This is a genomic window from Streptomyces sp. NPDC058955, assembly GCF_042741435.1.
Taxonomy (GTDB): Bacteria; Actinomycetota; Actinomycetes; order Streptomycetales; family Streptomycetaceae; genus Streptomyces.
The window spans coordinates 30,092-41,179 of the sequence record NZ_JBHYKM010000048.1 but is presented as its reverse complement, the minus strand read 5'-3'; the positions used below and the strand labels follow the sequence as shown (position 1 = coordinate 41,179).

The 11,088-nt window shown below is 73.8% G+C and carries 10 protein-coding genes; 5 read left to right on the top strand and 5 right to left on the bottom strand.

Annotated features, from left to right (window positions below; genetic code table 11):
* Nucleotides 1–110: 110 nt before the first annotated feature.
* Genes ACFW1I_RS19860 through ACFW1I_RS19840 form a run of 5 tightly spaced genes read right to left on the bottom strand, consistent with a single transcriptional unit; the run spans nt 111 to nt 5,116 of the window.
* Nucleotides 111–995: a branched-chain amino acid aminotransferase gene (locus ACFW1I_RS19860; protein ID WP_384671536.1), complete on the bottom strand. Its 885-nt coding sequence runs from the start codon at nt 993–995 to the stop codon at nt 111–113.
* Entirely contained in the window at nt 992–2,296 is a 1,305-nt protein-coding gene (locus ACFW1I_RS19855; RefSeq protein WP_384671534.1) for an ATP-grasp domain-containing protein, read from the bottom strand. Before ACFW1I_RS19855 ends, ACFW1I_RS19860 begins: the two co-directional genes overlap by 4 nt.
* A gap of 17 nt (nt 2,297–2,313) precedes the next feature.
* The gene (locus ACFW1I_RS19850; protein WP_384671531.1) at nt 2,314–3,375 is read right to left on the bottom strand and encodes a DMT family transporter; all 1,062 of its coding nucleotides are present in this window, start codon (nt 3,373–3,375) and stop codon (nt 2,314–2,316) included.
* Entirely contained in the window at nt 3,369–4,661 is a 1,293-nt protein-coding gene (locus ACFW1I_RS19845) for a DUF6421 family protein (protein ID WP_384671529.1), read from the bottom strand. The genes ACFW1I_RS19850 and ACFW1I_RS19845 overlap by 7 nt, the downstream gene beginning before the upstream one ends.
* Nucleotides 4,658–5,116 (bottom strand): bacilysin biosynthesis protein BacA, encoded by a 459-nt coding sequence (locus ACFW1I_RS19840; protein ID WP_384671526.1) that lies wholly within the window; start codon nt 5,114–5,116, stop codon nt 4,658–4,660. Before ACFW1I_RS19840 ends, ACFW1I_RS19845 begins: the two co-directional genes overlap by 4 nt.
* A 484-nt stretch (nt 5,117–5,600) precedes the next feature.
* Between ACFW1I_RS19840 and ACFW1I_RS19835 the strand changes: the two genes are divergently transcribed.
* From ACFW1I_RS19835 to ACFW1I_RS19815, 5 genes are all read left to right on the top strand, one after another.
* Entirely contained in the window at nt 5,601–6,293 is a 693-nt protein-coding gene (locus ACFW1I_RS19835) for a response regulator transcription factor (RefSeq protein WP_384671523.1), read from the top strand.
* Nucleotides 6,294–6,351: 58 nt separating this feature from the next.
* Nucleotides 6,352–6,579 carry an MbtH family NRPS accessory protein gene (locus ACFW1I_RS19830; protein WP_384671520.1) on the top strand — a complete coding sequence of 76 codons (228 nt, stop codon included), beginning with the start codon at nt 6,352–6,354 and terminating at the stop codon, nt 6,577–6,579.
* A gap of 2 nt (nt 6,580–6,581) precedes the next feature.
* Nucleotides 6,582–7,835, top strand: a complete 1,254-nt coding sequence (locus ACFW1I_RS19825; protein ID WP_384671518.1) for a cytochrome P450 — start codon at nt 6,582–6,584, stop codon at nt 7,833–7,835.
* A gap of 5 nt (nt 7,836–7,840) precedes the next feature.
* The gene (locus tag ACFW1I_RS19820; RefSeq protein WP_384671515.1) at nt 7,841–9,706 is read left to right on the top strand and encodes an amino acid adenylation domain-containing protein; all 1,866 of its coding nucleotides are present in this window, start codon (nt 7,841–7,843) and stop codon (nt 9,704–9,706) included.
* Nucleotides 9,687–11,088, top strand: a 1,402-nt coding sequence (locus ACFW1I_RS19815; protein ID WP_384671513.1) for an APC family permease, incomplete at its 3' end; no start/stop codon positions are given. The genes ACFW1I_RS19820 and ACFW1I_RS19815, both read left to right, overlap by 20 nt.

Below are 11,088 nucleotides of genomic sequence, written 5' to 3'. Positions count from 1 at the left end.
GGGGCTGGCGGGGGGCGCCGGTGCCGGGGGGCGGCGGGGGGTGGGTCGTCCGCCGTCGGGGGCCGGGGGGCGCTGGGGGGGGGGTGGGGTGGGGGGGGTGGGCCGGACGGCTACGGCACGGTCACGGCACGGGTCAGGTCGGTGTACGCCTTCGCCAGCGCCGAGGTGACGCTTCCGACCTCGTAGGAACGCTCGTCCACGGCACGCACCGGCTGCACCTCGTAGGCCGTGCCGGTGAGGAACAGCTCGTCGGCGCGGTCCAGTTCCTCGGGCCCGATGTGCCGTACGTGGACGGCGATCCCCAGGTCCTCGGCGAGGGAGAGGACCGTCTGCCGGGTGATGCCGTCGAGGAAGGTGTCCGGGGTCGGCGTGTGCAGGGCCCCGTCGATCACCAGGAAGAGATTGGCCCCGGTGGCCTCCGCCAGGTGGCCGCGGTAGTCCAGCAGGAGCGCGTCGTCGTATCCGGCCGCCTCCGCCTCGTCGCGGGCGAGGGTGCAGATGTTGTACAGCGACGCCGCCTTGGCCCGTACCGGCGCGGTGTCCGGGGACGGACGCCGCCACCGGGACGTGCGCAGCCGGATGCCGCGGGTGCGTGCGTCGTCGGAGAAGACGTGCGGCCATTCCCACGCGGCGATCGCGACGTGGACGGACGTGCCCGCTCCGGACACGCTGATCTGCTCGCTGCCGCGCCAGGCCACGGGCCTGACGTACCCGTCGACGATGTCCTGCCGCCGGATGGTCTCCCGCATGGCGGCGTCCAGCTCCGCGGGGCCGAAGGGGACGCGGAAGCCCAGCTCCCGTGCCGAGGCGTGGAAGCGCTCGAAGTGCTCGACGGGCTTGAAGGCCCGGCCGCCGTAGACGCGGATGCCCTCGAAGATGCCGCCGCCGTAGTGCAGCCCGTGGGACAGGACGTGCAGGTTCGCGTCGCGCCACGGCACGAACGCCCCGTCCAGCCAGATCACGCCGTCGCGGTCGTCGAACGCGGTGGTGGTCATGCCTGCCCCTCGTTGCCGTGGCCGGTGCCCTCGGCGTACTCGATGCGGATGGACTGCTCCAGGAACCGGTGGAACTCCTCGGTCTCGGCGGTGCTCCCGTGCCGGGACAGCACGAACGCCGGATAGCCGGTGAAGTCGGGGTAGGGCCTCACGACGTCGCCGGGGAAGAGCATCTGCACGACGTGGTCGACCCTGGGGTCGTCACGCAGTGCGTCCAGGCCGTGGATCGCGGTGATCCGTCCGTATCCGCCGCAGGGGACGATGTAGTTGGCCGCGGCTCCGAGGGGCGCCGGCAGCGCGCCCGAGCCCGCGTCGGTCCCGTCGGTGATCCCGTCTGTGATGCCGGCGGCGATCCGCAGGGCCTGCGCCGCGAAGTCGAGGCCGGTCACCCCGGAGACGATGTAGTGGGACACGCCCGAGCCCCCGATCCGGGCCCCCATCTCCAGCAGGTACGGCGTGGTGCCGCCGCGCAGCCGCAGCTCCGTGTGGGTGGGGCCGTCCGTGATGCCGAGGGCCTTGTGCGCGGCGGTCACCTCGCGCACGATGTCGTCCCGCACCGCCTCGGGCAGCTCGGCCGGCGCGCGGTAGACGCCCTCCTCGAAGTGCGGCCCCTGGGGGTCGCCCTTGTAGCCGATGGTGAGGATCCGCACGTCTCCGCCCCGGGCGAGGGACTCGACGGCGAACTCGGGTCCGTCCAGGTACTCCTCGACGACCAGGCCGTCCACCTGCCCGAACTTGCCCGCGCTGGTCCGCCACACCTCGTCGACGACGCTCTTCAGGCTCTCCGGGGTCTCCGCCTTGGTGACGCCGAGGCTGGAGAAGCCCTGGGCCGGCTTCACCACGACGGGGAAGGCCAGCCGCGCCGCCTCCTCCCAGTCGGCCGCCCGGTCCAGCCGGACGAAGCCCGGCACGTTCAGGCCCGCGGCGGCCAGGCGCTCCCGCATGACGCGCTTGTCCTGTGCCCCGAGCGCCACGTCGCGGCCGATGCCGGGCAGCCCGAGCAGTTCGGCGGCCTCGGCGACGAACGGCACGGCCGGGTCGAAGAGGGTGGCGATGCCCTGGAAGGCGTTCTCCTCGTGCCGCCGCCGCAGGGCGTCCAGCGCGCCGGCCCGGTCGGCGTCGATGTCGAGCCGCAGGAGTTCCACCACGGCGGGCGGCAGCTCGTCCTCGGACACCTCCTCGTCGGGCCGGGGCACCAGTACGAGGTCGATGCCGGCCCGCTCCGCGCCCTCGAAGATCCAGGGCAGCGAGGCGCGCTGGTAGACGAGCACGAGGGTGGGGCGGGGTCTGTCCGTCGTCATCACAAGGTCCTTTGCCGTCACGATGTTTCCTGCCGGGTGCGCGACCCGGCCGCTTCCCCGGTGGACTCCTGGTCCTCCGCCGCCCCGGTCGCTTCCCCGGTGGACTCCTGGTCCTCCGCCGCCCCGGTCGCGGCGCGCCCGGGGGTGGCGGCGCCGCCGATGGTGAGCCACACGCCGCCCGCGCAGAGCAGGAGCAGCAGGAGCACGAGCGGTCCCGGCGCGGCCTCCCGGCCCAGGGCCCACTCGCCCAGCCGCACCAGGAACGGCACCACGAGCGCGAGCGCGGAGGTGAACAACGGCCCCTTGCGCAGGATGAGTTCGTGCGAGATGAGGAAGACCGGGGCGGTCAGGACCACGCCGAGGGCCGCGATGCCGCCCCAGTCGGCCGCGGAGACTCCCCCGAGCGGGACGAACAGGGCGACCGTCAGCCCCAGCATGACCGTGCCCGCGCCGGTGATGGCGGGCAGGGACGCGACCGGTGACAGGTCCGCCATGCGTCGCCGGTAGACGTAGCCGTACACCGCGTAGGTGAAGGTGCCGCCGAGCGCCAGCAGGCCCCCGCTCACCAGGGCGCCTCCGCCGGTCCCGGTCCCTCCGCCGTCGCCGGCGGAGGCGTCGGCCAGGGCGTATCCGAGGGCCGCGAGCACGGCCAGCGCCGTGCCCAGGACCTTGCGCCGCGAGGAGGGCTCGCGGAACGCGACGGCGCCGATCACGAAGGTGAGGCAGGGCAGCAGGGAGACGATCAGGCCGACCCGGGAGGCGCCGATGAAGCCGGTCCCGAGCAGGGTCCCCGAGTAGTACGCGAAGAAGCCGAGGAAGGCCAGCAGCGCGACGCTCCCGCCGCGGGTGGTCGCGGTCCGGGCCTCGGACCGCAGCCTCGGGTGCAGCAGGGCGACGACGGTGATGACCGCGAAACTGGCCGCCGTCCGCCCCGCCGCCACCGCCAGCGGAGGGGCGCCGTCGACCAGATGGCCGGCCAGCACCCAGCCGGCCGCCAGCAGCACGATCATCAGCACCGACAGGGCGGGCACCACGAGGAGCCCGCCCCGGCGGGTGCGCGGGGAGGCGTCCGTCACCATTCCGCGCGCTCGAACTCCAGCGCGGGCATCCGGTCCAGGCCCTGCTTGGCCCGCAGCAGCACCCGCTGGTCCTCGGTGAAGGCGTACCGCTGCCGCCGCGCGCCGGCGGGGGCGGGCTCGGGAGCGGGAAGGTAGCGGCGTACGAGTTCCCTGGCGGCCGTGCGGTACTCGTCGTCGGTCGTGACCTCCGCCTCCAGCTTCTCGACCGTGGCGACGAACTCCCGCAGCGCGTCGAGGGCCTTGGCCCGGTCGAAGCGGAGGAGGGAACCGTCGGCCGGGGAGCCGGCCAGCGCGCCGTGCTCGCGCAGCCACGAGTAGAGGAACACCCCGGTGCCCGAGTCGAAGTTGCGGGTGGCGTCGTCCGCCTGCGGGTAGCGGAAGATCCGCTCCAGCAGGATCATGTCGGTCTGCTCCTCGGCGAACGGGACGACGTCGCCGTCCTGGCAGGCGAGGACGGTCTTGGCGTCGACCTTGATCTCCTCCAGGAGGCCGACGAACCAGTTCATCTTCAGCGAGATGTGCTCGTCGAACGGCCACAGCCCCTGGTAGTGCATCGAGTCGTGCAGATAGCCCCAGATGGCCCGGGCCTCGAAGCACACGGCCGCGTCCAGGCCCGTGGACGCCCGGGGCAGGGACTCCGGCGTCAGGACGGCCTCCGCCCCGGTGAGCGCGTAGGTCTCGTGGATCTTCCGCATCTTGTTGTAGAAGAACATGGCGTAGGGCTGCTCGGTGATCTTGTCGTGAGCGGCCACGTTCTCCGGGAAGAACACCAGGCAGTTGCCCTGCCGGAACCCGGCGCTGCCGGTGATCAGGACCAGCGACTGGCAGTTGTTCTTGGGGTGCGGATACGACACGGCCAGCTCGGGCAGCGCGGCGGGCTCCTTGCGCAGGGCGAAGAAGCAGTCCAGCCGCTTGCCCACGGGCGGTGCGCTGTTGGTGCTCTGCAGCGGCGCGAGGAAGAAGACGGCCTCGCCGTCCTCGGGCACGCGCAGGGCGTCCCGCGAGCGGGCGAAGTGGGGCGGGGTGTCCAGGCCGGCCGCGAGCCAGCCCTCGACGTCGGCCGCCAGCGCGTCCGCCTGGGCGTCGCCGCCGCGCCGCGCGTACCAGGCGCACGCCTCGTCGCGGATGCGGCCGAGCAGCGCACGGTCGGCCTCGGTCGCCTCGGGGACGGTTCCGTCGTCCGCCTGCCGTTCCCGGAAGCGGTCGACCATCGGGATGAGGGACCCGGTCAGTTCGTCGGCGTCGGCCAGCAGGCCGGCGGGGACGGGAGCGGTCGCGAGGTTCACAGCGCGGCTCCCACCGGGAGCGGCAGCTCGCTCTCGACGTCGACCGCCAGCACCTGGTGGACGGTGAACACCATGGGCACGGCGCCGAAGTCCCGTACCACGCGCAGTCCGTGGTTCTCGGCCGCGACGATGGTGGTGATGCAGCCCTCGACGCGTCCCTCGGCGCAGTCGATGGCCGCCTGGGAGTTGCTCAGCACCTCCCGGACCTCCGCACCGGCGGGGATGAGCCCCGTCGGCGCCGGGTGGGAGGCGACGGTCGCGGGCCGGGCCGTGCCGTTGGTGGCGAGCACCATGTTGTGCGTCGGCATGACGAAACTGTCGATCATGTGCAGGCGGTGCAGGTTGCCGAAGACCAGCGTGTGCAGCGCGGGATAGACCGCGCAGGCGACCAGCGCGTGCTCCCCGTCGTCCGGAACGGCTTCGAGCGCGGACTCGATCGACGCGTGCAGCGTCACCGTTCCCTGGATGCCGCCCCGCCGAAGCCATTCGTGGGACGCGGCTTCCAGGTTGGTGCCGTGCGGACCGAGTGTGTGGAGATGTCGAACGCGATCCGAATGATTCTTCGCGTGCTTCATGGGCTCCCCCGTGACAAACGGAAAATCAACGACCTCATCAGGTGTTCCCTGGAGGCTAGCCCAGGAAGGCAACCACGGCCCACGGGAATGATCAAGCCCTTGCGAACCCGATCTCGGATGGCGAGATCCGCGTCATGATGCGTTCATTTCTCCTCAACTCCGCAGCAGTGGACGGCAGTTGCGGCGCACGTCAGTCCACCCCGATAACCGACCTGACAAACTATTCGACCACCGGTCTCGCCATGTGAAATCTGTCAGGTGAAGTCGCGCGATTCCCCTCCCCCGTGTGTTTTGATCACCGCCGATCACTCCGGCGTCGACTCCGCCGGTGACATAGGGATATGACTTTGGGGGGCCGCTCTTGGTGGCAAACAAATCAGGCGGCGCAATCACCCGGAACTTCGACGAATGGCTCCATCTCGCCGGTCTCGACCGGCCCGGACTGGCCGCGCTCGTCGCCGGCCTCGCCACCGCTCCGGGCGTGGCGCACGAGCGGCGGGAGCGGGCCCGGGCGGCGATGGTGTGGCTGTGCGCGCCGACGGATGGCCGGATCCCGCCGCTCCTGCTCGACGTCGTGGAGGAGCACAGCCGCTCGGTCAGCGAGGAGGCCAGACGCTCCGTCCTCCACGCGGGACGGCTCAGCCGGGCCACCTCGGCCCTCGTCGCCTGCGCCAAGGCGGACGAGCACCCGGCCGCGGATCCCCGGACGGACAACCTGACCAGCCGTGAGTACGACATCCTGCGCCTCATCGGCAGCGCGCGGACGAACCGTCAGATCGCCACGCTGCTGCGCATCTCCGAGAAGACGGTGAAGAACCACATCACCTCGCTCTTCTCCAAGCTCCAGGCGTCCGACCGCACCGAGGCCCTCGTCATCGGGCTCCGCAGAGGACTGCTGTCGGTGGAGGACAGGCAGAGCAGACAGGGCGGGCAGGACTGGCAAGGCGGACCGGACCGGCCGGGCGGGCAGGACCAGGGTCCCAGCGGGCCGGGCGGGACCATCCGCGCGCTGGAGTCGAGGGCCGCCGACTGGGACTCCCGTCCCATGGCCGGGTGACGTGCCGGGTCAGCACACTGGGACCCGTTCCGCGCATGCCGACCAGGAGGGGGACCGCGTGACCCACGGGGAGCGGTACGTGGTGATGGTCAACGACGAACTGCAGTACGCGACCGTCCCGGCTTCCTGGCCGGCGGCCCGTGGATGGCGCGCGGTCGGTCCCGCCGGCACCGCGGAGGAGTGCGCGGCCCGCGTCGACGCCCTGTGGACGGACATGCGTCCGCTGTCGCTGCGCCGCGCCATGACGGACGACACGGACGACACCCCCGCTCGGGAGGGGCGGTGACGGTGACCGTCGTACCGGATCTCGCCGACGCCGACCTCACCGACCCGGTGGTGCACGCGGAGCGGGACCTGCGGCCGCTCTGGCGGCACCTGCGGCGCCACCGGCCCGTCGCCCGCCACGCCACGCCGGACGGCCGGGGCTTCTGGGTCGTGACCCCCCACCGGCTGGTCGAGGAGGTCTGCGTCTCCTCCGCACGCTTCACCTCGGTCCGGGGCAACACCCTGGGGACGCTGCTCGCGGGCGGCGACCCGGCGGGCGGCGGGATGCTCGCCGTCTCGGACGGCCCCCGGCACCGGAGCGTCCACCGCGAGCTGATGCGCGCGTTCACCGCGCCGGCGCTCGCCCCGTACCAGGAGCGGATCGTCGCGCGGATCGACGGCCTGGTCCGCGCGGCCGTGGCCCGGGGCGAGGCCGACTTCGCCAGGGACGTCGCCCGGCCGATCCCGATGGCCGCGGTCTGCGACATGCTGGGGGTGCCGGAGGCGGACCGGGAGGCGTTGTACGCGGACGCCAGCCACACCCTCGCCTCCGAGACGCCGGTCACCGACGACGTCTCGACCCGGCTGGCCCGCCAGGAGATCCTGCTGTACTTCGCGCGGCTGGTCCGCTCGCTGCGCGGCGAGCCCGGCGACGACCTGCTCGGCCTGCTCGTCCGGATGACCGGGAGCGAGCTCGGGCTGACCGAGGACGAACTGCTCTACAACTGCTACAGCCTGCTCCTCGGCGGCGAGGAGACCACCCGCTACACCATGACCGGCACGGTCCAGGCGCTCGCCGACCACCCCGACCAGTGGCGGCGGCTGGTGCGCGGCGAGGTCGGTCTCGACACGGCCGTCGAGGAACTCCTGCGTTGGACGACGGCGCCGATGCACGTGGGGCGCACCGCCGTGCGCGACACGGAGCTGGGCGGCGTACGGATCGCCGAGGGCGACATCGTCACGGCCTGGATGAGCTCGGCCAACGACGACGAGGACCGGTTCGGCGACCCGCGGCGGCTCGATCTGGGCCGCACCCCCAACCGCCACCTCAGCTTCCTGCGCGGACCGCACACCTGCCCGGGGGCCCGGCTGGTGCGGATCGAGATGACCGCCCTGCTGAAGGCGCTCGTCAGGTACGCCGACGGCTGGGAGATCACCGGGGAGGCCGTCCCGGTCTACTCGACCTTCATGCGGGGGCTGAGCAGCCTGCCGGTGCGGTTCGCGCCCCGCGTGGACCCGCGCCCCCGGCCCCCGAAGCACGCCGACGACGCGGAGTGAGACCCATGACGACAGACAGCCCGCTGCTGCACGAGCGGTTCGCGGCGGTGGCCGAGGCCCACCCCGACGCGCCGGCGGTCACCGCGGACGGACGGACCCTCACCTACACCCAGCTGCTGCGGCGGGTGCGGCGGCGCGCCGCGTGGCTGCGCTCGCTCGGCGCGGGCCCCGAGCAGATCATCGGGATCCACCTGGACCGGGGCATCGAGGCCGTGGTCGGCATGCTGGCCGTGGTGGAGGCGGGAGCCGCGTATCTGCCGCTGCCGCTGGACTACCCCGAGGCCCGGCTGACGCTGATGGCCGAGCAGTGCGCGGTGCGGCTGGTCCTGAGCAGCGCCGGCGGACCGGACGCGCCGTTCGCCGCCCCGGTGCGCACCCTGCTCGTCGAGGACGAGCCCACCGAGCCCACCGCACCCACCGAAACCCGCACCTCCTCCGGCCCCGCCGGGCCGTCCGCCCCGTCCCCGGCGCCCCGCCCGCACCCCGACAACCTGGCGTACGTCGTCTACACCTCCGGCAGCACCGGCACCCCCAAGGGCGTGGGCGTGACGCACCGCGGAGCCGTCAACCTGGTCGACCCGCGGCAGAGCTACGTCGACTTCGGCCCCGGCGAGTCCTTCCTCCAACTCGCCCCGCTCGCCTTCGACGTGGCCGCCTTCGAGATCTGGGGCGCCCTCGCCTCCGGTGGGCGGCTCGTCATCGCCGCCCCCTCGTACCAGGCCATCGAGGAGCTGCCCGACCTGCTGATCCGGGAGCGGATCAGCACCGCGCTGATCACGACCACGCTGTTCCACGTGCTGTGGGACGCCCGCCCCGAGGCGTTCGACAGCGTGCGCCGGCTGATCGTCGGCGGCAGCGTGATGTCCATGGACCGGGCCCGGGCCTTCACCGCCCGGCACACCGCGCGCGGCGCGGACAACCTGCTCATCAACGGGTACGGCCCCTCGGAGGCCACCACGTGCGTCAGCGCCCACGCCATGGGACCCATCCCCGACGACGAGACCAACCCCCCGCTCGGCACGCCGCTCGCCGGCGTCACGCTGCGGCTGCTCGACGAGCACGGCCGCCGGGTCGGCCCGGGCGGCGAGGGCCAGATCCACACGGGAGGCGTGGCGGTCACCCGCGGCTATCTCGGCCGGCCCGGCGCGACGAGCCTGCGCTTCCTGCCCGACCCGTACGCCGACGAGCCCGGCGCCCGGATGTACGCGACCGGGGACCGCGGCCGCATGCGCGCCGACGGGCTCATCGAGTACCTGGGCCGCTTCGACGACCAGGTGAAGGTGCGCGGCCACCGCGTGGAACTGGGCGAGGTGGAGGCGGCCGTCAACAGCCATCCGGACGTGCGGGACGCGTGCGTGGTCCTGGTCCGGGAGGACTCCGGCGCCGAGCGCCTGGTCGCCCACCTCGTCCCGGCCGGCCCGCGCGGCGAGCCGGGCAGGCGCGCGTCCCTGGCCGCGCACCTCGCGCGGCGCCTCCCCGAGTACATGCGGCCCGGCGGCTACGTCGAGCACGACGTCCTGCCGCGGGGGCTGCACGGCAAGGTCGACCGGGAGGCCCTGGTCGCCCTCGGCCGGGTGCCGGCGGAGGCGGAGGCGGACGGGGAGCGCGCCGCGCCCTCGTCGTGGATCGAGTCCGCCATGGCCGAGGTCTGGAGCGAACTGCTCGGCGTGGCACGGGTCTCGCCCGACGACGACTTCTTCCAGCTCGGCGGGGACTCGCTGCTCGCGGTGAAGGCGGTGATGCTCGCCGAGGACCGCGGGCTGCCGCTGACGCTGAAGCTCGTCCTCACCCGTCCCGTGCTCGGCGACCTGTGCGCGGCGCTGGAGAAGGCGCTCGCGGACGGCCCGGGGCATGGACCGCGCACCGGCTGAGGCGCCGCCCGTGACCCGGCTGCGCCGCGAACTGGGACTGCGGGACGCCCTGGCCATCGGCATCGGCGGCACGGTCGGCGGCGGCATCTTCACCCTGGTCAAGGTCGCCGCGGACACCGCGGGCCCCGCCGCGCTCCTCGCCTTCGTGCTGGCGTCCGCCGTCTCCGTGCTGATCGCCCTCCCCTATGCCGAACTGGCCTGCCGGCTGCCCGTGGCCGGCGGCGGCTACGCCTTCGCGCGGGAAGTCCTCGGCGAGCGCTGGGGATTCGCCATGGGCTGGATCTACTGGGGCGGCTATCTGCTCGCCTCGGGCTACATCACGATCGGCTTCGGCGAGTACCTGCAGGCCGCCGGCGGACCGCCGGCGCCCGTGGGCGCGGTCGGCCTGGTGGCGCTGTGCACCGGGGTCAACCTGCTCGGCGCCCGCCTCGCCGGCTGGGCCCAGACCGGTGTGCTGCTGGTGGCGGTCACCGGCTTCGTGGCCTTCGCCGTGTGGGGGGCCGGCGAGGTCGGCACGGCGACCCTCACGCCGTTCGCCCCCCACGGCGTGTCCGGGGTCCTGCTGGCCACACCGGTGGTGTTCCTGGCCTTCGGCGGCTTCGACATGGTGGCCGCGGCGGGCGAGGAGATCCGGCGCCCGGAACGCAACCTGCCGCTGGCGATCCTGCTGACGCTCGCCGTCGTGCTCGCGCTGTACCTCCTGGTCGCGCTGGTCGCCTTCGGCACCACCCCGACGCGGGTGCTCGGGTCCTCCGCCTCGCCGCTGGCGGACGTGGCGCGCGGCTTCGGCGGGGAACCGGCCCGGTGGCTGATGCTCGGCTGCGCCCTGCTCACGCTCGCGGCGGCCGGCAACGCCCTGCTCATGGTGACCTCCAGGGCCCTGTTCGCCATGGCGCGGGACGGCCTGCTGCCCCGCGGCCTCGCGGCCGTCCGGCCGGGCTCCGGCACACCGCGCACGGCCGTCGCCGTCGACGGCGCGCTGCTCGCCGCCGTCGCCCTGACCGGCAGCGTCTCGCTGGCGGCGACCGCCGGCGGATTCCTGTACGTCCTCCACTTCCTCCCGCCGCTCCTCGCGCTGGTACGGCTGCGACGCGATCCGACGGCGCCCGCACCCGCGTTCCGCACCCCCGCGCCCCGGCTGCTGCTTCCGCTCGCCTTCCTCGCGGTCGTCGGCATGCTGGTGGCGACCGGTCCGCGCGGGGCCGCCACCGGTCTGGCCTGGCTCGCGCTCGGTGCCTGCGTGTACGGGGCGCGCCGCGCCCTGGCGGGGGGGGCCCCCCGCCCCCCCCCCCCGGCCCCCCCCCCCCCGCGCCCCCCCCCCCGCGCCGCGGGCCCGGGCCCCCGGGCCAAGGCCCGCCCCCCCCCCCCGCCCCCCCGACGAC